Origin of the sequence: Pseudarthrobacter sp. TAF60_1 (genome assembly GCF_052113505.1) — a bacterium.
In the GTDB taxonomy this organism is placed as follows: Bacteria; Actinomycetota; Actinomycetes; order Actinomycetales; family Micrococcaceae; genus Arthrobacter.
Genome location: NZ_JBFRDI010000005.1, coordinates 13,270 through 32,418, shown reverse-complemented (window position 1 = coordinate 32,418; position 19,149 = coordinate 13,270). Strand labels below are relative to the sequence as shown.

The following is a 19,149-nucleotide window of genomic DNA, read 5'->3' as shown; positions in this document are numbered from 1 at the left end:
GACGACGGCCTTGTAGGCGCAGAAATCAGCCGCCCGGCTATCCCCGTTCTCAATAGTCGGGGACGAAGAGGACTGGTCGCTGCTGACTGCGGATCAGAGACCCGGAAACCGATCCTTCGAGGAACCTGTCCAACCGAGCCAGGTGAAAGCGCTGTCCGTTGGCCCTCCGGTTCCCCTTCCGTCAGGTAGGAGCTGATGCTCCAGGACATCCACGACTTCCTGCAGCGGTTCAGTTGGAGGAACCGGCACGACCGCCAATGACACCCGCCGGACCCTCAGCGCACCACCTTCCGGTGGCCTGCGTCCAACCGCTGCGTCCACCCCCGCAAATCGAGATGTTCCAGCAGCGGAACCGCGATCCGGCGTGTTGTGCCCAGTGCCTGGCGCGCCTGGCTCGTGGTGAAGGGCTGTTCCAGGCCGGCGAGGGTGCGCATTGCAAGGGCCGGGGCCGTAGGCAGCAGCACCACCCCGTCGCGCAGCCGCAGCAAGCGCCCCGCGCGCTCTGCGGCAGCGAGCTCGCGCGCACCGAGGCCCAGTGCAGCCAGCTCATTGGCTTCGGGGGCATGGAACGCGTCCGCGCTGAGCCTGCCCTCCAACTTGGCTATTGCCGGTTCGATGGGGCCAAGATTGCTCCGGCTGCCGGGCAGCCGGACGTGCCCTGCGTCCTGTTCCAGGGTGGCCCCCCGGATGACATGGGAAAGCAGCCTCTCGTCGGGCAACTTGAGCAAGTCCCGCGCTGCGCCCATGGAAAGGCCCGGCGCCAAGGGATCGCGTTCCTGCAGCGCCTGGACTGCGATGCGAAGCTGGTGCTGCCAGGCCTCAAGGACAGGAGCGTGCACCCACCAGTCATCGATGACCTGTACGCCCGGCGGCGCGTCCGGCTCGTGCCCGGACAGCAGCCCAAGGCGGCGCAGATGCTCCACCTGCACCGCTTTGCGGGCTGCTACCTCCCCCAGCACATCGCCCGCCGGGCCCATGCCTGCAAGCCGCTCGGCCCAGTGGGCGCCATCTCCACGCCGCCGCAAAGCCGGTGGATCGGCGTCGAGGATGCGTGCCCCGCCCAACACCGAGCGGCTCCCGGGGTCGCGCAGCACCAGCCGGTCCCCCAGGACGAGAGGCAGGTGCCTGTCAAGGACGAGCCTGGCGTGGTCGGCGCCGAAAGGACGCAGCCTGACCGGCACGGACGCGGTGCCAACATGGACCATCAGCTGCTCCGGCACCTCCGTATAGGCCACACCAGTCGTCCGTTGGATGCCCACGACGCCGGTGGTGGGCCAGGCATCGGGGGTTAGCAGCGCGTCCCCGCGCCGGATGTCGGTGGCGGAAACGTCACGCAGGTTCAAGGCCACACGGCTGACCGGCGCCACCGAGGTGTACGAGGTGTCCCGGCTTTGCAGGCCACGGACGACGACGGACCGGGAACCAAAGTGTCCAAGCAGGCTCAGCCGGTCCCCCTGGACGATCGTCCCCGCTGCCAATGTTCCGGTCACCACGGTGCCGGAACCGGTGATCGTGAACGAGCGGTCCACCCACAACCTGACCCGCCCGTCGGTGACCGGACGCGGCACGCTGGCCAGGACGCCGTCGAGCGCTGAACGCAGGTCAGCCAGGCCGGTGCCGTCAATGGCGGACACGGCAACTGCCGGGGCGTCCCTCAGACCAGTCCCGGCCAGCTCCACGCGGGTGCGTGCCAGTACGTCCGCCACCCGCTGGCTGGACGCCCGGTCCGCACGGCTGAGGACGACCACGCCGTGTTCGATGCCCAGCGCCGCCACGGCGTCCCGGTGGTCGCTCGACTGCGCCTGCCAGCCTTCGTCGGCGGCGACGACGAAACAGACCACCGGCGCGGGTCCGACTCCGGCAAGCATGTTGCCCAGGAAACGCTCGTGGCCCGGGACGTCAACGAACGCAACGTCCTGTCCGGACGGCAACGTGGTCCATGCGTAACCTAGGTCGATGGTCAGCCCGCGGCGCCGTTCTTCTTCCCAACGGTCCGGCTCCATGCCGGTAAGGGCGCGGACAAGGGTGCTCTTGCCCGAATCGACATGTCCGGCGGTGGCAACGACGTGCACTCTTAGCCCGCCCTGCCTGCATCCGCAGCCTCGAGGGTTGCCAGCGCCTGCCGTACGGCCTCGAGAATCCGGTCGTCGTCCCGTTCGGGCACGCAGCGCAGATCGATCAAACAGGAACCGTCGTGGACGCGCGGAAGCACGGCGGGATCGCCGGCACGCAGGAGCCGCGCCAGCCCTTCGGGGAGCCGGAGCGCCCAGCCAGGTAAGGCAAAACCGGGGGCACCCCCGCCGCCTACCCTGCCGTCATGCGGCACCACCGATACTCCGAGTTCCTGGGCCAGCCGTTCCGTGCGGCGCCGCAATTGTCCGACGTCGGCGTGCAGCGCCTGCACGACAGGCGGCATTCCGCCCGCGACCGTCGCCTCCAGGGCGGCGAGGGCAAGCTTGTCGGCCCGGACGGCCCGGGCGAGCGGGTGGCGGGCCAACCGCGTGATGATTTCCCTGCGGCCCAGCAGCAGACCTGCCTGGGGTCCGCCCAGCAGTTTGTCGCCGCTGGCGATGACGACGTCGGCCCCGCCGGCCAACGCGGAGGCAACATCAGGTTCATCAGGGAGGTGAGGGTCGGGCGCCAGCAGTCCGCTGCCGAGATCGGCCACGAGCGGTACCCCGTTGGCCTGCGTCAGCGGGCTCAGTTCGTGCAGCGGAACAGCGGACGTAAACCCGTCTACCCGGAAGTTGCTCGGATGGACCTTCAGTACGCAGCCCGTATCCGGCCCCAGGGCTCCGGCGTAGTCGTGCAGGTGGGTCCGGTTGGTGGTGCCCACCTCGCGAAGCCTTGCGCCTGTCGATTCCATCAGGTCGGTGAGCCTGAAGCCGGCACCGATCTCAACGAGTTCACCGCGGCTCACCACCACCTCCCGGCCGGCGGCCAGTGCTGTCGTGGCCAGTACCAGCGCCGCTGCTCCGTTGTTGACCACCAGCGCGTCCTCGGCGGCGGGACATGCCGCGAGCAGTGCCGCACGGGCCCCGGCGCCCCGGCGGGAGCGGTTTCCGTCAGCCAGGTCGAGTTCCACGTCAACGTAGCCGCTGGCTGCGATAACAGCTTCGACCGCAGCCGCGGAAAGCGGTGCGCGCCCGAGGTTGGTGTGGACGATGATCCCCGTTGCATTCAGCACCGGGCGCAGGGTTGTTGCCTTGCGGTCAGCGATGGCGGCCAGCAGGACCGCCTCCACCTGGCCGGGAGGCAGGTCACCGCGCCGGGCCTGCTCCTGGATGTCCCGGACAAGTCCTCGGATCACACGCTCATTCAGCCGTGTCCGGGCTTCGCGGACGGGCGGCAGTGCCAGCAGGTCGTTCGTGCGGGGAATCAGGCGCCGGGGATCGACGTGGTCCACAGCCCTCCTCATATCGCGGCATCCACTGCCGAAACTTGGCGGTGGCGGACGGGAATCGAACCCGCCAGGCCGAGATGCTCAGCCGCACCGGTTTTGAAGACCGGGGGGCCCACCAGGACCCGGACGCCACCGCGCCTCAATATAGCAGGTTGCTTTGCGGTAGTACGCTAGGCGGGTGAATGAGGCCCAGACGTCAGTCCAGCAACGTGATGAGGGAGCCGGCGCCCTTCGGCTCACCGAGTATGCCCACGGAGGAGGCTGTGCCTGCAAAATTCCACCGGGGGAGCTCGAAGATGTTGTCCGTGGCCTCATCGGCCAGCCGGGTGCAGAGGTGCTGGTTGGCCTGGACAGTGGTGACGACGCGGCAGCCGTCCTGGTCCGCGACGACCTCGCGGTTCTTACCACCGCCGATTTCTTCACTCCCGTTGTCAACGATGCCTTTGACTGGGGCCGAATCGCGGCTGCCAATGCGCTCTCGGACATTTACGCAATGGGCGGCAGGCCGGTCACGGCGATCAACCTGGTCGGCTGGCCCCGCGGCGTCCTGCCGATGGAGCTCATGACGGAGGTCCTCCGTGGCGGCCTGAGTGTGGCGTCGGAGGCCGGTTGCCCAGTGCTTGGCGGACACTCCATTGACGATCCGGAGCCCAAGTACGGCATGGCCGTCACCGGCGTCGCGCACCCAGACCGGTTGCTGCGCAACGACGCCGCCCAGCCGGGGCTGCCCATCACGCTTACCAAGCCGATCGGCGTCGGGCTTCTCAATAACCGGCACAAAGCGACCGGTGAAGTGTTCGCTGAGGCGATAGAGATGATGGCGAGCCTCAATCGCGACGCCTCCGAAGCCGCGGTGGCCGCCGGGGCCCGGGCAGCGACGGACGTCACGGGTTTTGGCCTGCTTGGCCACCTTTACAAGATGGTCCGGGCATCGGAAGTTGGCGCAGTGATCGACCTGAAGGCGGTACCGCTGATTGACGGAGCCCGCGAGGCGCTACGCGACGGCTTTGTCTCCGGCGGGACCCGGCGCAACCTCGACTGGGTGCGTCCGCACCTGGAGACCGCACCGGGGATCACCGAAGACGACCTGCTGCTTCTGGCCGATGCCCAGACTTCCGGCGGCCTGCTGGTGGTCGGCGAGCTGCCCGGCTATCCCGTCATTGGCCACACCACGGCCGGCCGGGGAATCCAGATCCGCTAGGCCGGGGAAGGCAGCTCAGCTGCCGGTGGTGATCGCGTCGCCGGTGATGCCGGCGGCACGGCGGGCCGCGAGCCGGTTCTTCTGCGGTTCGATGGTGTACCGGGGGTCCTTGGCCGAGGCGAGGCCGGCTTCGAACACCCCGAAGCGAGTCAGCGCGGAAGCGGCCAACAAGGCCACTCCCGAAGCTGCCGCCGCCACGCGGTTGCGTCCCCCCAAAAGTGTCCCCAGTCCACCGGCCAGGGCAAGCCGCTCGCTCCATTTCAGCATGGCGCCGGCCTTGCCCTGATGCAGGGGCTCCGCTGCCACAGGATCCATCCGCCGCTCCATCACCTTCATCGCGACCACATCGCCCACGACGCCGAGGACCGCGAGTTTTCGCGCGGGGCCCGCTTCGCGCACCGGTGTGGTGATCATGGCGAGGCCGCCGGACGCGAGGCTGGCCGAGCTCACGAACACGAACGGCAATTCCTCGTGGCCAGCGTGCCAAGTCGGGGTCGCGGTGTCGCCGAGCAGCACGGCCGTGTAAGCCGCAAGCGGTCCGGCGAACAGCGCGGCCTCAAAACCGGCCGGGCCCTCGACCGCCCGCAGCACGGTCCGCAACGGACCCAGCGGCAACCGTTCACCGGTCATGCGGTCGATCTCCGCAACCGCGGCGACGCCGGTTCCGGCGCTGAAAGCGCTGAGAATCCATGACCCGACGCTCATCGGCGAGGTCACCTTGAACGTCCGCAGCATGTTCAGGAAACGTTCCGGCCTGCCGAGATCCTTGATCAGGGCGACGGCGCCGAGGCCCACCGCGGCCAGGGCACTCAACCGGGCATTGCGGCGCAGCGCCGGCCGTCCGGTCAGCTGGCCGCCGAGGCCGAGCAAGGCCGAGCCGCCCGCGACCCCGCCCAGGAACAGGTAGATGGCGACGTCGTCGCCCCAGGGAGCCGGTTTGACGACCGGACGGCCATAGTACGAGGTGAACTCCGGCTCCGGCACCATCGGCATTTCCCGCGAGCCGTCACTGTTGTCACGGCGGCGGCCGGTGCCGCGTTTGCCGGCAGTCCGGCGGCGCCGGGCGGGCTCTGCCGGCCGGAAACTGTCGAACTCTGAAAGAGTCACTCCCGACCTCCCAGGAAGGCAACCGCCGCGGCAACGGCCATGCCCGCTACCGCCAGGCCGGCCCGCTGGTACATCCGGGGCAGGTCGGCGGTGGGGACCCGCGGATCCGGCGGGAGTCCGTATACCTCGGGCTCATCGAGCAGGAGGAAAACGGAACCGGTTCCGCCGACGCCGTCGTTTTCGTTGGCGCCGTAAAGCCGCGCCTCGGTCATGCCCTGCGCGTGCAGGTCGGCGACCCGTTCCCGGGCCGCCTCCACCATGTCGTCGTGGTCGCCGAACTTGATGGACGTCGTCGGGCAGGCCTTGGCGCAGGCGGGCGTCTCGTCCGCCACCAGACGGTCGTAGCAAAGGGTGCACTTCTGGGCGACGCCCGCGTTGGGGACGGCGGGGTGCCCGGCGTGCTGGTCCTCGCGGCTGGTGGCGACCTTGACCGTGCCGTTGCTGCGGCGCTCGATCACGCCGAAGGGACACCCGGCCACACAGGTTCCGCAGCCATTGCAGACGTCGTCCTGGACCACCACGGTGCCGAATTCGGTGCGGAAAAGGGCTCCGGTGGGGCAGACGTCGAGGCATCCTGCGTGGGTGCAGTGCTTGCAGACATCGGAGGACATCAGCCAGCGGAAGTCGGCCGTGTCCGGCGGGGTGGTATCCGCCCCCGCGAGATCCGTCACTGCAGCCCCGGCCGGGGCTGGCGGACCGATACGCGGCATGCCAAGGCTCACCAGCGCGCGGCCGGACTCCCGCGCCTCAACGATCCGTTCCTGGCCTTGCTCGATGAATGCAACATGCCGCCACGTGCTGGCGCCCAGCGATCCCGTGTTGTCGTAGGAGGACCCCAGCAACTCGAGGTTTCCGTCCTGCGGGTTGTGGTTCCACTCCTTGCAGGCGACTTCGCAGGCCTTGCAGCCGATGCAGATGGAAGTGTCGGTAAAGAACCCCTTGCGCGGATGGCTGTGCTCCCAGTGGGCATCGGCGGTGGGGTCGGTCGGTCCGGCCAGCTGGCCCATCTAGTCCTCCAACGTGGGGTTGTTGCCCGGAACTCTGCCCGGAGGCAGAGGGTGTCCGGGCGGGGCATTGTGTGCTTCGGCGGGGGCAGGGGTGGTCACGTTCATCAGTCCGCTCTGCCGTCTGCCCGGCCGTCCTCATCCGGCGAGGCTTTGATGCCTTCCGCTGCCGGATCTGTGACCGCGCGATTACCGGTCTCTATGGTCACTCCGGCCCGCGCCTGGTACTCGGCAACCAGGTCAAGCAGTTCCCGCCCGCGCGGGCGCCGCCCCGGACGGATGTCGCACGAAGCCACCTTGGACTCCTGGATCTGGACGTTGGGGTCCAGGGTCACACCCAGCAGGTCGTTGGCCGCGTCACCACTGACCACGGCATTGCTGCCGACACCCCAGTGGTAAGGCAGCCCGATTTGGTGCACGGTGTGACCGCCAACAGCCAGGGGCCTCATCCGGTCCGTGACAAGCACCTTCGCCTCGATGGCGGAGCGGGGCGAGATGATGGTGGCCCACCCATAGGGCTCCAAGCCACGCTCGGCGGCCAGCTCGGGCGAAACCTCGCAGAACATCTCCGGCTGCAGCTCTGAAAGGTAAGGGAGCCAGCGGCTCATCCCGCCCGCCGTATGGTGCTCCGTGAGCCGGTACGTGGTGAAGACGTACGGGTAGATGTCTGCACCACGGGTACCGGCGCTCGGCGCGCTGAGGTTGTCGGCCCTGGGGAACACCAGCCGCGCAGGACTCTGCTGCTGCGGGTAAAGCGCGTTCGCCACCGGGGATTCCTGGGCTTCGTAATGGGTGGGAAGGGGGCCATCCACGAGGCCCTTCGGAGCGAACAACCAGCCCTTGCCGTCGGCCTGCATGATGAAGGGATCATCACCGCTGAGCGCGGCTGGACCACCGACGGAGGGATCGGGCTTGCTGCCGGGTGCCCGGTCAACCGGGAAGTCCGGCACGTCGTCTCCGACCCACTTACCCTGTTCCTGGTCCCACCAGATGTATTTCTTCCGCTCGCTCCACGGCTTGCCGGCCGGATCGGCCGACGCACGGTTGTAGAGGATCCGGCGGTTGGCTGGCCATGCCCAGCCCCATTCCGGAGCCGCAGGCCCCTGTTCCTGGCCGGGCTTACGGTTAGCGGCATGGTTGAAACCGTCAGCGTACACGCCGGTGTAGATCCAACAGCCAGCCGCCGTGGACCCGTCGGCCCGGAGTTCGGTGTATGCCGAGAGTGGCTTGCCGGCGTCGGGGCCGTCCAGGTGGCGTCCGTTGATTTCCGCAAGCACGGCCTCGGCATCAGGATCGCCATGCTCATCCGTGGGGTAGTCCCAGGTGAGGTCAAGCAGCGGACGGTCCCGTTCGTCCTCCGAACCGGCCAGCTTCTCGCGGATCCGCTGGCCCAGCTCGAAGAAGAACTGCAGCTCGCTTTGGCACTCCCCCGGCGGTGCCACCGCCTGGTGCCGCCACTGCAGCAGCCGTTGGGTCTGCGTGAAAGAGCCGGCTTTCTCCACGTGGGTTGCGGCAGGGAGGAAGAACACCTCGGTTTCAATGTCCTCGGTGCGCAGCTCCCCGGATTCAATCTCCGGACCGTCCTTCCACCACGTCGCCGACTCGATGAGGTTCAAGTCACGCACTACCAGCCACTTCAAATGGGACATGGCGAGGCGTTGCATTCGGCCGTGGGCCGAACCCACTGCAGGATTCTGGCCAAGAAGGAAGTAGCCCTCAACTTCGTCCTCGAGCATACCCATCACTGTCTCGTACGTGCCGTGGGCTCCCGTCAGTCTCGGAAGATAGTCGTAAGCCCAGTTGTTGTCCGCGGTTGCGGCGTCGCCCCACCAGGCCTTTAGGAGGCTGATGGTGTAGGCGTCGGCGTCGGCCCAATAACCCTTCTGCTGTTTCGAGCCAATGACTGACAGGTATTCCTCAAGGCTGTCGTGGCGTCCGGCGCTGGGCATCGGCAGGTAGCCGGGCAGAAGGTTGAAGAGGGTGGGGATGTCCGTGGAGCCCTGGATGCTGGCATGGCCGCGCAGGGCCATGATTCCGCCGCCAGGGCGTCCGACGTTCCCAAGCAGAAGCTGGAGGATGGCGGCGGCGCGGATGAACTGGGCCCCAAGGGAGTGCTGGGTCCAACCGACGGCGTAAGCGAAACACGTGGTCCGGTCGCGACCGGAGTTTTCCGTGATGGAGCGAGCCAGGTACTCGAAGTCCGCGGCGTCGATCCCGCACATATCCTGGACCATCTCCGCGGTGTAACGGGCGTAGTGCCGCTTGACGATCTGGAAAACAGTCCGCGGGTCCTGGAGGGTGTCATCGCGCTGCACTTCCGCGTGCTCCAAGGGTGGGCCGCCGCTTCCAAAAGCGTGGCCGGCGGCGCGCGCCGTGGCATCGGCTCCGTGTTCCGAACCAGGCCCCGGTTCATCGATTGCACCGTCCCCTTTTTCCGCATAGGCCCACGATGACGTGTCGTACGCGCGCTTCTCCGGATCAAAGCCTGAGAACAGGCCGCCCAAGTCCTCGGCGTCGCGGTAATCCTCGTGGACCAGCGTCGCGGCGTTGGTGTACGCGGAGACGTACTCCTTGAACCACAGGTCATTGGTCAGGACATAGTTGATCAGCGCGCCGAGGAGCACCACGTCAGAGCCGGCACGAATGGGAATGTGCTTATCCGAGACCGCCGAGGTCCGCGTGAACCTGGGGTCCACGTGAATGACCTTCGCTCCGCGGGCTTTAGCCTCCGCCACCCACTGGTATCCCACGGGATGGCACTCGGCCATATTGGAACCCTGGATAATGATGCAGTCGGCGTTGGCCATGTCCTGCAGTGATTGCGTTGCACCACCGCGTCCAAACGAGGCTCCCAAACTGGGAACCGTGGCGGAGTGTCATATGCGGGCCTGGTTCTCGGTCTGCACCGCCCCTGCAGCCGTGAAGAGCTTCTTGATCAGGTAGTTTTCTTCGTTGTCCAGGGTTGCGCCGCCCAGCGAGGCGATGCCCATGGTGCGGCGCAGCAGCCGGCCCTGGTCGTCCTTCTGCTGCCACGTCCTGCGGCGCGTTTCGATGAACCGGTTCGCCACCATCTCGACGGCCGTAGCCAAATCCAGGTGTTCCCACTCCTTGGAGCGCGGCGCACGGTAAAGCACCTTGGTCTGCCGGCCGGGTGAATTCACCAGTTGCTCGCTGGCAGAGCCCTTGGGGCACAGGCGGCCGCGCGAGATAGGTGAGTCCGGATCGCCTTCGATCTGGATGACTTTTTCGTCCTTGACGTAGACCCGCTGTCCACAACCAACGGCGCAGTAGGGGCACACGCTCTGGACAACGCGGTCAGCAGTAGCTGTGCGCGGGGCAATGGCCTTGGTCTTGGCCGAGGTGACAGCGGGCCCACGGCCCAGCAGATCCCCCGTGCTCAGTTGACGGACGACCGGCCATTGAAGAAAACTTCGCGGTGCCATTGCAGGAGCATATCCCGTCCCGGCCTGGAGCAACAGGACAAGTCGGGCGTGTCCTCCCCCGGCGGCGCCGTGACCTGGGCCAGCCCGAGGACCAGCAGACCGGGGAGCGGGTCTGCGGCCGGGAGAATGACGTAGCTAGGCGGTGCCCGTAGGGCCGTCCGTCATGTTGAAGAGGTCAAGGACCGCCGCGCCCTCCTCCAGCAGGGGGTCGCGGTCGGCTGGTTGCGCCACGAGCCGGGTGACGTCGCTAATAAGGGTCTCCACATACTGCCGCACGACGGCGCGGTGGGCGGCGTTTCCAAACCAGGCGAGATCGCGGCATACCCGCAGCAAGGCCCGGACGACGCGGGGTTCGTTTGATCCGTAACGCCGCACCTGTCCGAGGGCCAAATCAACGAGATAGGCGAAGTCGCGGGCCGGGATATGGAGCCGGACCGTGCCCTGGGCGTCTGACACTGCTTGCGGGCCGTGCTGCCGGAGTGTCAGCGCGGCGAGGATGGTGCCGAGGTGGTCGACCGCTTGGTTCGCGGTGTAGGGGTCGTTGATGGCAGGCGAAAGCGCCTTGGACGCGACGTCGGCGAGCTGCCGGATCCCGAACGCGACGTCCTGCTCCAGGGTCCGTTCGTAGCCGATCCGTACGCTTTGCGCAAGTGCACGCCGGAGCTCGGCGGAGGCGTCGGGCGCAAGCGGTCTCCCGTCGCCGTCAGTCACGTCCCATACCCAGGCGATGGGTGCGCCGGCAACCACGTGCCGGCCCACCATGGGCACCATCAATGCCGTAAGGTCCCGGTCCGCGAGTGCTCCAACGAATGGCCCGACGTGGAAGGCCTGGACATATCCCGATGCCGGTGCCGGCAGGGCCGTGGCACCGGCAGGCACGTCCGGCATACGGCTGCCGGGGTCGCCGTGGACGAACGACCGCGCGATCACCTTCAGCGTCGCCGTCTCGACGCCTTTCATGACTTGGTCCACCTGGATCGAATGCGATAGATGGTGGACGAAGAACACGAGCATCACCATGCTGACGAACAGCAGCATCAGCGCGCCGCTCACGGCAAGGCGGGGATGCTCCTCGATGCGTTGGCCGCCTAAGATGCCGACCGTGTAGAGCCCCGCCGTGCTGTACGCGAAGGTCGCAACGAAGGCGCTGAGGGTCAGCTGGTTGGGGATGTCGCGGAGGAAATTCCGCAATAGCCGGGGGCTGAACTGCGTCGACGCGAGCTGCAGGGCTACCACGGTAAGGCCCAGGACGAGGGCGATGACCGTGACCATCGTGCTGGCGATGCTCACGAGCAGGTTCCGCGCGTCGTCGGATGTCCCCTGGAAGAGGAGGACGGCAAGAAGCGCCGTCTTGCCGATTTGCACAGCGGAGAGACTCGCCCCCGCGATGAGCGCGAGCACGACGGCGCGTGTCGGCATCGCCCACAGGGCACTCGCCAGATACTCCCGAAGGGCTTCGCGCTTCACATGTGCCACTCTCTGCCGGCGGTCCTCGTCCGTCAACGTGCCGGGAGCTGCGTCCGGTCCACAACAGGTAAATTCAGCGGGGAGTCCTCGGCTTGGTCGCCAAGTACTATTTCTGCATGAGGGCCAGGCCTGACCGGCGTCGGCTTGGTCCACTGCGGGCGGCTGCGGGCATCGAAGCGCAAGACCGCGCTTGTATTCGGGCAACCCGTGGCTCGCCCACCAGTTCACCCGCCGGTGCCGCACCGACAAACCCTACCGAGAAGAGCCCATCATCACTACCATCAACGTCCTCGTCGCCGGAGCCACCGGTGACCTCGGCCAACGCATCGTTGGCGAACTCCTCCGCCGCGACACCCTGGTACGGGTCCTGACACGCCCCGGGAGCGGCAAGGCCCACAGAATCTACGGCGCGCAGGAGCGCGTGGAGATCCACGAGGTCGCCTACACGGACCGGGCCGGCCTCGCCTCAGCACTGTCCGGCGTCGACGCCGTCATTTCCGCCGTCAGCGGCGCGCGTCCGGTCATTGTCGACGCGCAGCGGGCGCTCCTCGCGGCCGCCGTCGAAACGGGGGTGGCCCGGTTCATCCCGTCGGACTACTCTGCGGATTACCGCCGGATCACCCCCGGCAGCAACCGCAACTTCGAACTCCGGCGCGAGCTCGCCGCCGAGCTTGACGCCGCCCCCATCCGCGTGACTTCCGTGCTGAACGGGGCATTCGCCGACATGCTCACCGGGCAGGCGCCCATGATCTTGTTCAAGCGTCACCGGGTCCTGTTCTGGTCCTCACCGGACCAGATTCTCGACTTCACGACCAAGGACGACGTCGCACGCGTCGTCGCGCTTGTCGCCCTCGATGAGGGTGCACCCCGCGTCGTCGAGATAGCCGGCGACCGCGTCACGGCGCGCAGCATCGCCCGGACCATGACTGACCTCACGGGGACCCCTTTCTCCCTGCAATGGGCCGGCACCACCGGTATTTTGACGGCCATGAGCACGATCGGCCAGCACCTGTCGAAGGACAAAGACCAGGCGTTCCCTGCATGGCAGGGTATGCAGTACTTCGTCAGCATGTTCAACGGCGAGGCCGAGCTCCATCACGTCAACAATGATCGTTATGGCCCGCACGGGTGGACCTCGGTCCGCGATGTCCTCGAAGCGCATTTGAAGGAGACAGCGGACGATCACTGATCCTCCGCACTGAGGGTTGGCAGCCAACGATCAGCGCGCAATCTATCCGGCACGGAGTCCCAATGCCCACAGACAACGACGAGGCCGTCCAAACCATGGAACTAATCGACCACTGCTACACAGCCATCGGACCGGAGCCCCGCCGGCACCGAAACGAGGCTGACACCACGAACCCTAAGAGAACCCTTTAGCGGTCCGCAACGATGACGCAATTGAAGTCGAAAGCGGGAGCTGGAAATGACGAGCGACAACGTCCTCGTAACTGGGGTCAACCCGGCCCGTCCGTACCGCGTGACCCGCTGCTGATGGCACATCTGACCCGTTGACGAGCCAAAATCAAGACAGCCCAGCTCGCAGAGGCCCTTAAGGACCGTTCAAAGGCCAGCCCGCCTACGAGGTCCAGATGGACTTGTGTCATGTCGATTCGCTCACCAGCGGATGGTCGGCCTCATTGACTGCATCGACTACGCATAGGAGACTGCTGAACAATGCGTTGGTGGGGCGGACGGAATGCCACCAATGGGCCGTCAAGCGGCGTGTTCTGGTCAGCACCCTTGGGTGCGACAACGGGGTCATTCCGCCCGCTTGCTTTCATTTTGCCTCAGGTCTGAGGCGTTATCCAGTGGTTTTTACGGTGGGCAGGGTTCGAACAGTCGAATATCCCAACGCCCATGATCCCTCGTTCACGATGAGCCCCAGGTTGAGGAGTCTGCGCAGGTTTAGTCCCGAGATCCGCAGGAGCAGCCAAGCGTTGTTCCGGCTGATGCCGCGGTGCCGAACGCGTCTGTTGCCGCGGGCGAGCCACGCGGTGGACCGCACGGCCATGGGCCGGTGCGTGCGGTAGTCGTTCTCGAAGACCGGATCCGCGGCGCGTTGACGGTGTTCGCGCAGTAACGCGTCGTGTTCGAGAAGATCGAGCTTGCGTCCCCGCGGTGAGCTGGTACACCGGTCCCGGAGGAGACAGCCGAAATCTTCTTCTTCTGGCTCGCTGAGAAGTAAGCATTGCTAGCTGCAGTAGCGAGGTCCGCCAGTGGACAAAAGAAACTCCCGGACCCCTGACAGGATATTCATGCAGGGGGAGCTGCAGAATTCGAGTAGAGGACGTCCTTGCGGACTGCCCAACGGCCGATGGTTGCCGCTACGCCAACGGTGGCCCACGGGATTAACATCACGGGCTGCCAGCCAAAACCCAGAACGCTGCCCAACAGCCAGAATGCGATCGTGGGCACCGCGAAGAAGGCTCCAATGTGGACCCATTGATTCCGGACCGGGCGCAAAAGGTAGGCCAACACCCAGGCCAGCGGCGCCGCGATCAGCAGGGCGACCCCGAAACCATAAAGAACCGCCGTGCCCAAAAAACCCCACACGTGGCCGGCGTCAGTCCCGTTCTGCACCGCGGGTACGCCAAAGAATGCCGCAACCACGAGCAGCAGTACACCTACCCAGAGCGAGGTCGCGATCAGCCAGCCCTTGATGAACCCGTAGGCATCCAAGACCACCCTGTTCGACTGAACTGCCTGCGGCTGTACCGCGTCCCCCACCGCCATGGGCCCAGCCTACCGATAAGCATTTATCTGCGTCCCTTTAGGGTTGTCGAAACTAAATGATTCAGGCCCCATTCTGTGCCGGCGAGGCAAGCTAGACTCACTCGTACTAACGAGGTTGGGGGAACCGAAATGAGTACGCCCATGACGCCAGCTCGCACATCAACTGGTCGATTGAACAAACTCGCCGTTGTAGCCGTCATTTTCGCCGTCATCGCCGCATCGGGATTGTGGGTATTTGGTATTGCGGTCCTTGCTGTTTTTGCAGTTGGGGCCGTACACGTTGCCCTCAACCAGATCCCGCTGAGAGGCGAACGAGGCCGCGGGCTAGCTATTACTGCCCTAGCCATTGGATACGGCATAGCCACGCTGGCATTGATCAACACTCCGGGGTACATACCGAGGCTGGTCCAGCAGTTCTCAAAGCAATGCCTGTGGCGGAGGCGCCCCGCCTCCAATCTTGACGCTATTTCCTGAACTACGGTGAGGGCGGCGCCGCGGACGGGTTCCGACGAGGGCGGCCGGTGCCCTTCCTTTTCCGAGTCCACTTGGGTGTCTCGAAACCTCAACGCGGCTGAAGCAAGGCCATTCATCGACCAAACAACCCTAAATCGCAGTCACGTTGTTATCCATGAAACACTTTCCAAGCACCATGATCGAAAGGTTTATGGCCAACCTGACATCCGGACTCACGGCCCTCCAGTAAAGCAGACGTAAGTGTGGACACTGTCCACACCCCGTTTGGCAGGACAAAGCTCGGGGCGCGACTATCGCGGGCACGCCTAAGACCGCCTCCAATGGGCGCCCTTTACCGAGATCGCCGAAGTCATGTCGTCCCCGACTCCCCGACACATGAATAGGTGTAGGCCACCCCCGGCCAACCCGAAAGAACCGGAACGAGGAACCATATAGCCCGCTTCAGCAGGCGGAAGGCCAGCTAGCCAGGACTTCAACCCGCCCACCCCACACACCTGAATAGGCCAGCGCGGCGGCCAGGCCACAGCCCGCGCCTATAGCGTCAGAGGGACGCCACCCCAAAGTCTGTACACACGTTAAAGCAAAAAACCCCTCTGACGAGGGGATATGCTATGCCCGGGATGGGACTCGAACTGTATTCCGCGCCTTGTGAATACTGGGAAGTGGCGGAAACATGCGGAATCCGGCCAGATTCGACCGGTGGACGACCCGGTCCGAAGCCCCAACTGTGGACAGTGTCCACACTCTTACTTCGCCCCTTCTGAGCACCTCGAAACGACCACCGCGCTCGCCCACTGAGGAAGCGGTTCGTGTTTGCGCCGGGACTACGGCAGGTTTCGCCCCCGTCCTTGTTGTGGTCGACGCCGCCCTCGAGCAACGGAGGGTGCAATGGCCGGCAGGGCCACTCAACATAGAAAGACTTCATGGCGGCAAACACCTCATTCGCCCACCTCACGGGTTCTGGGGAGGGTAAACACCTGACCAGGCAAAAGGTGATGCGGCATCCGGCCTCGCACCAGGCCCGGTGCCGACTGTAGCGAACGCGCGCGGCATTCCGGTCCGTGAGCCAGCATCACCAACTCGGCCACAGAATTATATGGCTACCGTTTTACGAGGTGCGCGGCAATCATCCCTGCGCTGTCCTCCAACGAGATGTCACCGGCGGCAACGCCCACGACGAGATCGAACGCATCATCAGTGCTGAAGTCATGCCGGAACCCGTTGATCCAAAGCATCAAAACCATCAGCGTCCAGGCAGTTCGCTTGTTGCCGTCTATCAGCGGATGGAACCTAGCCACCGACTCCAATAAGGCCGCCGCCTTCATAGCCAGCTGCGGATATGCTTCCACACCTACGACTGTCGTTGCCGGACGCGCCAAGGCCGAGGCCAGGAGGCCGATATCCCGGATATGGAACCCGTACCGGTCAAGGACCTGTAACGCGTCCTCAATCTCGAGGTACGCGGTCACGCATCCTCAAGGCGCGTCAAAAGCTCAGCATCATGGCTCATCACGAAATCCAGTCCCTCGCCGACCTCACGACTTCGCCGGTGGCGCTGCAGCACAAGCTCCGCCCCCTGAAGCAGCAACGCCGACTTCGAGGTGTGCTCCTCTGCGGCGAGCTGGTCCAAACGACGATCCAGATCCACGGGGACACGCAAATTCATAGCCATGAAAGACATGGTACCAAGCTAGTACCATCCCATCCACTGCTCCGGCGGACACTGCCCGCTGCCCAAGGCGGCGGGTGTCTGTACCCTACGCGGAGCGGCCCGGGCGTCCATCTGAAGCTCACCATCATGGCTGGCAGTACTGCCACGGGTGTGCCCAGTTCCCACTTCAAGTTATTCTGGCTCGAAAGCTCGGCATCATTCCCCATCGAGACCATTTTGCGGTGAGGCGACTTTCCGAGACGCTAGGACCGGCATCCCGCCCGCGGTACCGGCTCATTCGAATCCCGGGAGTGGTGTCGTGAAAAGCGGTTCTTTTTCAAGACGCGAGGCAGCCGAACTAAGACTTGTGTTTGCTTCCGCGCCTCGCCCTAATCGGCTCCGGCCCTCACAGGTTGCTCTTTGCCCGGCGCGCGTTTTGCATGATCGCGCTCATGTGGTCGGCGGTGACGGCGGGTTCGTCGATGGTTCCGCTGGACGGTCGGAGGCCTGCGAGGGTGAGAGAGGTTTGGCGGCGCCAGGCAGGCTCAGCATGATTTCCCGCGTACTCGAACAGGCCCCGCCAGGACCAGAAGAGCAGTTCGATATCGGTGAGCGAGGCTTCCTGGCGGACGCGGCCGTGGCGTTGCCCGTCCGCGAGCAGGCGCGTCATCGCCTGGCGGGTCTCGAGGCGAAGAGGGTCCAGGGCGGGACCGGCCCACAGCCGCGGCAGGCATCCACGGTTCGCGGCGTGGGCAGCGCCTGCAGCGAACAGGAACTGCTCCAATCCACGACCGTCCTCGACCGTTTCGGCCGCGCGGGCGAGTGCCAGAACTTCGATCAGGAGTTCGTTGACGAGCTCATCGATGAGAGCGTCCTTGGTAGCGAAGCGGCGATACAGCGTGCCGATACCCACGCCAGCGGCTGTTGCCACTTCTTCCACGCCCGCTTCCAGACCGCGCTCGGCGAAAACGGTGCGGGCAGCGCTCAGGAGGCGCCGGCGGTTCTCGAGGGCGTCCCGGCGTAGCGGTGGTTGAGCGGTCGTGGATTTCACGGGACAGTTACTCCTTCTATCGTGATGGTCGCCGGTGGCACATTACTCCGACTCGTCACCAACGACGGTACCTCCGGCCACCAGAGCAAACTCCGCGTGCCGGAGCGGCACTTCCGGCTCTTCCATGTGGCGGCCAACGACGTGCTTTTTGATCGTCGGGATGAGCAGTCCTGCGATGACGCAGAGCACCATCGCGCCGCCAAGGACGATGAACCCGATGGTATATCCGGATTCGCTGGGCACTCCAGTCGACGAGAGTTGCGAGGTGACGATGCTCGACATGACCGCCGCGCCGACGGCGCCGCCGATAGTGCGGATGTTTGCGTTCATGCCGCTTGCGACCCCGGTCTGGTCCTGCCGGACCGATGCCACAATGATGTTCGACATTGACGAGAACGCGAGCCCGAAGCCAATGCCGCTCACGGCCGTTGCAATGTAGATCGTCCACTGCTGGTCGTGCGCGAAAGCGAGGATCACAAACGGGATTACAGAGACGACCGAACCCGCAACGAGAACCCTCTTCGAGCCGAATCGCTGGGCGAGGCGTCCGGTGGTCAGACCGACCAGGAACATGAACGCGGCTTGCGGAAGCAGCATCACACCGGAGTGCGTCACGGTAGCGCCGAAACCATAGCCGGCATCGGGTGCTGTCTGCAGGAACCTGGGCAGGGCCGAATAGATGGCGTACATGCTGACGCCGAACAGGAAGGCCACTAGGTTCGTGGTCCACACGGCGCGCGTGGCCATCATCTTCATGTCGATCAAAGGGTTGGAGGACCGGGCCTCAGCGATCACCCAAACCACGCCGACGGCTACCGCAACGACAAACAGTCCGATCACGGCTGGCGACGTCCAGCCCCAGCCTGATCCCTGGCTGATGGCGATCAGGAGTGTGATGAGCCAGGTGGACAGCAGCGCCGCGGTGAACCAGTTGATGCGGCCCGCCTCACGGCTCTCGGATTCGGGCACGAGGATGATCGCGGCGACTGCGGCTGCTGCGATCATGATGAAGGGAATCCAGAACAGCCACTGGTAGCCCAGGATGGAGTCGATGGGCCCAGCGAGAACGATTCCGAGACCTGCCCCGATCGCGGACAAGGACGCGAGGAGACCGACCGCCCCGGGCACTTTGCCTGCCGGGAACTCGTCGCGGATGATCCCGAACGCGAGGGGAAGCACGCCGCCGCCGACGCCCTGAATGACACGGGCGATGATCATCACCGGCAGCGACGTGGCAAGAGCGGCCAGGGCCGAACCCAGCGCCAAGGCCATAAGCGTGATGACAAAGTACTTCTTCTTACCCTGCATGTCGCCAAGGCGTCCCATGATCGGCGTGAAGATCGATGCGGACAGCAGATACGCCGTCAACACCCAGGTGACGTTGCCCTCCGTCGTGCCGAGTGCCTCCCGAATCACCGGCAGCACGGGTGTGACCAGTGACTGCAGGAGCGCGTAGGCGATGACTCCGACGACGAGGACCACGAAGGTCACTTGGTGATGAGCACGGGTGGTCTGCGTATTCATTGATCTCCTGACGATTTAGCGGAGCGATCGCTCCGCTTGTATAGTAGCAGAAGCGGAATTCTCGCTCCGCTAAAGCGTCGGCGGCGGT

The 19,149-nt window shown here is 65.4% G+C and carries 15 protein-coding genes, 1 tRNA gene and 1 pseudogene; 4 read left to right on the top strand and 13 right to left on the bottom strand.

The genetic code is table 11. The features are described 5' to 3' along the window. Positions 1-275 precede the first annotated feature (275 nt). From selB to AB4Y73_RS07185, 3 genes are all read right to left on the bottom strand, one after another. Complete coding sequence (selB, locus tag AB4Y73_RS07195) at positions 276-2,072, bottom strand: selenocysteine-specific translation elongation factor (RefSeq protein WP_441870348.1); 1,797 nt, start codon at positions 2,070-2,072, stop codon at positions 276-278. Between the two features lie 2 nt (positions 2,073-2,074). Then, the gene (gene selA / locus AB4Y73_RS07190; RefSeq protein WP_441870346.1) at positions 2,075-3,406 is read right to left on the bottom strand and encodes an L-seryl-tRNA(Sec) selenium transferase; all 1,332 of its coding nucleotides are present in this window, start codon (positions 3,404-3,406) and stop codon (positions 2,075-2,077) included. Between the two features lie 36 nt (positions 3,407-3,442). Then, positions 3,443-3,537, bottom strand: a tRNA-Sec gene (locus tag AB4Y73_RS07185). Positions 3,538-3,581: 44 nt separating this feature from the next. On the opposite strand from AB4Y73_RS07185, the gene selD reads away from it, so the two are divergent. Further along, positions 3,582-4,604: a selenide, water dikinase SelD gene (gene selD, locus AB4Y73_RS07180; protein WP_441870344.1), complete on the top strand. Its 1,023-nt coding sequence runs from the start codon at positions 3,582-3,584 to the stop codon at positions 4,602-4,604. A gap of 15 nt (positions 4,605-4,619) precedes the next feature. On the opposite strand, the gene nrfD is transcribed toward selD, so the two are convergent. The 4 genes from nrfD to AB4Y73_RS07160 form a co-directional block, all read right to left on the bottom strand. Next, entirely contained in the window at positions 4,620-5,711 is a 1,092-nt protein-coding gene (gene nrfD / locus AB4Y73_RS07175; protein ID WP_441870342.1) for an NrfD/PsrC family molybdoenzyme membrane anchor subunit, read from the bottom strand. Further along, positions 5,708-6,718, bottom strand: a complete 1,011-nt coding sequence (locus AB4Y73_RS07170; protein WP_441870340.1) for a 4Fe-4S dicluster domain-containing protein — start codon at positions 6,716-6,718, stop codon at positions 5,708-5,710. Before AB4Y73_RS07170 ends, nrfD begins: the two co-directional genes overlap by 4 nt. A gap of 104 nt (positions 6,719-6,822) precedes the next feature. Beyond that, on the bottom strand, positions 6,823-10,158 hold the full coding sequence (fdh, locus tag AB4Y73_RS07165; RefSeq protein WP_441870338.1) for a formate dehydrogenase: 3,336 nt from the start codon (positions 10,156-10,158) through the stop codon (positions 6,823-6,825). Positions 10,159-10,293: 135 nt separating this feature from the next. Beyond that, the gene (locus tag AB4Y73_RS07160; protein ID WP_441870336.1) at positions 10,294-11,625 is read right to left on the bottom strand and encodes a DUF2254 domain-containing protein; all 1,332 of its coding nucleotides are present in this window, start codon (positions 11,623-11,625) and stop codon (positions 10,294-10,296) included. 268 nt (positions 11,626-11,893) lie between these two features. On the opposite strand from AB4Y73_RS07160, the gene AB4Y73_RS07155 reads away from it, so the two are divergent. Both AB4Y73_RS07155 and AB4Y73_RS07150 read left to right on the top strand, forming a co-directional pair. Beyond that, positions 11,894-12,814 carry an NmrA family NAD(P)-binding protein gene (locus AB4Y73_RS07155; protein WP_441870850.1) on the top strand — a complete coding sequence of 307 codons (921 nt, stop codon included), beginning with the start codon at positions 11,894-11,896 and terminating at the stop codon, positions 12,812-12,814. A gap of 62 nt (positions 12,815-12,876) precedes the next feature. Continuing rightward, positions 12,877-13,005 (top strand): hypothetical protein, encoded by a 129-nt coding sequence (locus tag AB4Y73_RS07150; protein ID WP_441870334.1) that lies wholly within the window; start codon positions 12,877-12,879, stop codon positions 13,003-13,005. 424 nt (positions 13,006-13,429) lie between these two features. Here the strand turns inward: AB4Y73_RS07150 and AB4Y73_RS07145 are convergent. Together AB4Y73_RS07145 and AB4Y73_RS07140 are read right to left on the bottom strand one after the other, a co-directional pair. Beyond that, positions 13,430-13,768, bottom strand: a pseudogene (locus AB4Y73_RS07145) (transposase); the annotation flags it as partial. Between the two features lie 113 nt (positions 13,769-13,881). Continuing rightward, on the bottom strand, positions 13,882-14,361 hold the full coding sequence (locus tag AB4Y73_RS07140) for a hypothetical protein (RefSeq protein WP_441870332.1): 480 nt from the start codon (positions 14,359-14,361) through the stop codon (positions 13,882-13,884). A 171-nt stretch (positions 14,362-14,532) separates the two neighbouring features. On the opposite strand from AB4Y73_RS07140, the gene AB4Y73_RS07135 reads away from it, so the two are divergent. Beyond that, positions 14,533-14,835 (top strand): DUF4190 domain-containing protein, encoded by a 303-nt coding sequence (locus AB4Y73_RS07135; protein ID WP_441870330.1) that lies wholly within the window; start codon positions 14,533-14,535, stop codon positions 14,833-14,835. A gap of 1,100 nt (positions 14,836-15,935) precedes the next feature. Here the strand turns inward: AB4Y73_RS07135 and AB4Y73_RS07130 are convergent. From AB4Y73_RS07130 to AB4Y73_RS07115, 4 genes are all read right to left on the bottom strand, one after another. Next, positions 15,936-16,304: a type II toxin-antitoxin system death-on-curing family toxin gene (locus tag AB4Y73_RS07130; RefSeq protein ID WP_441870328.1), complete on the bottom strand. Its 369-nt coding sequence runs from the start codon at positions 16,302-16,304 to the stop codon at positions 15,936-15,938. Next, complete coding sequence (locus AB4Y73_RS07125) at positions 16,301-16,516, bottom strand: ribbon-helix-helix protein, CopG family (protein WP_441870326.1); 216 nt, start codon at positions 16,514-16,516, stop codon at positions 16,301-16,303. Before AB4Y73_RS07125 ends, AB4Y73_RS07130 begins: the two co-directional genes overlap by 4 nt. A gap of 376 nt (positions 16,517-16,892) precedes the next feature. Beyond that, a complete protein-coding gene (locus AB4Y73_RS07120) occupies positions 16,893-17,537 on the bottom strand; it encodes a TetR/AcrR family transcriptional regulator (protein ID WP_441870324.1) in 645 nt (214 codons plus the stop codon). 42 nt (positions 17,538-17,579) lie between these two features. Continuing rightward, complete coding sequence (locus AB4Y73_RS07115; RefSeq protein ID WP_441870322.1) at positions 17,580-19,061, bottom strand: MFS transporter; 1,482 nt, start codon at positions 19,059-19,061, stop codon at positions 17,580-17,582. Between the last annotated feature and the right edge of the window lie 88 nt (positions 19,062-19,149).

What these genes read in the sequence shown, in the direction of transcription:
- AB4Y73_RS07170 (WP_441870340.1), bottom strand. Translation starts at nt 6,718, where the DNA reads ATGGGCCAGCTGGCCGGACCGACCGACCCCACCGCCGATGCCCACTGG.
- AB4Y73_RS07150 (WP_441870334.1), top strand. Translation starts at nt 12,877, where the DNA reads ATGCCCACAGACAACGACGAGGCCGTCCAAACCATGGAACTAATCGAC.
- AB4Y73_RS07140 (WP_441870332.1), bottom strand. Translation starts at nt 14,361, where the DNA reads ATGGCGGTGGGGGACGCGGTACAGCCGCAGGCAGTTCAGTCGAACAGG.
- AB4Y73_RS07125 (WP_441870326.1), bottom strand. Translation starts at nt 16,516, where the DNA reads ATGTCTTTCATGGCTATGAATTTGCGTGTCCCCGTGGATCTGGATCGT.
- AB4Y73_RS07115 (WP_441870322.1), bottom strand. Translation starts at nt 19,061, where the DNA reads ATGAATACGCAGACCACCCGTGCTCATCACCAAGTGACCTTCGTGGTC.